Consider the following 1,071-nt stretch of genomic DNA (forward strand, 5'->3'; position numbering starts at 1 on the left):
CCTCTGGCCTGCCGGCCATCTCCCCCTCAAGGGGGGAGATCAGCAGCTCGAACCTCTCGCTTACATCCAGATATCGAAGATTGGCGAAAGCGACGCCACAGCCAATCTCCCCCCTTGAGGGGGAGATGGCCGGCAGGCCAGAGGGGGGCGACATGGAACGCAAGCTTAATTCCAAGATGCTGTTGGAACAGTCCCTACTGCGCCGCCTTGATCTCGCTGACGATCTTCGAATAGTCGCGCTGGGCGTCGCCGACGTCACGCAACTGCTCGAACTTGACGAGATCGGCCACCGGCATCGCCATGTTGGGGAATTTGGCCAGGAAATCGGCCGGCAGGCTTTCCATGGCTGGCTTGTTCGGCACCTTGTAGTCGATGTTCTGCGCCGCCCAGGCGTGGTTCTTGGCGTCGAGCATGAAGTTGATGAACTGGAAGGCGGCATCCTTGTTGGCGGAGGCCTTCATCACCACCATCGTGTCAACCCAGAGGTCGGAGCCTTCCTTGGGAATGACGTATTTGATCTCTGGCTTTTCGGCGATGCCGTAATTGCACCAGCCGTCCCATGCCTGCACCATCAGCGCCTCGCCGGACACCAGCTTGGAATAGAAGGTGGTGTCGTCATAGGCGAGCAGGGTCTTCTTGGCCGAGATCAGCAGATCCTTGACCTCAGCCATCTTGGCCGGGTCGGTTTCGTTGACCGAATAGCCCTTGTCGAGCTGGCCAGCAGCCAGCAGCCAGCGGTCGGTCGCCAGCATGGTGGTCTTGCCCTTCAATTCGTCGGATGGCGCGAGCAGGTCGCTCCAGCTGGTGGGCGCAACCTTCATCAGGTCCGAACGGTAGCAGAGGCCGGTCGTGCCCCAGGTGTAGGGCACCGAGAATGCATTGCCGGCATCGTGCGGCAGCTTGGTTGCCTCGGGATAGAGATTGGTGAGGTTCGGGATCTTGGCGTGGTCGATCGGCTCGGTCAGGCCGAGCTTGTTCAGCACCTCGGCGAAGGGCGAAGAAACGAAGACCACGTCATAGCCCTTGCCGCCGGCGGCGATGAGCTTGCCCATGATCTCTTCATTGGTGGCG

Annotated in this window: 1 protein-coding gene; it reads right to left on the reverse strand. The window is 60.6% G+C overall.

The annotated features are described in order from the left end of the window. Positions 1 to 194: 194 nt before the first annotated feature. On the reverse strand, positions 195 to 1,071 hold an 877-nt coding region (locus EN964_RS35460), incomplete at its 5' end, for a spermidine/putrescine ABC transporter substrate-binding protein (protein ID WP_164776454.1).

Source organism: Mesorhizobium sp. M7A.F.Ca.CA.001.10.2.1, assembly GCF_003998575.1.
In the GTDB taxonomy this organism is placed as follows: domain Bacteria; phylum Pseudomonadota; class Alphaproteobacteria; order Rhizobiales; family Rhizobiaceae; genus Mesorhizobium.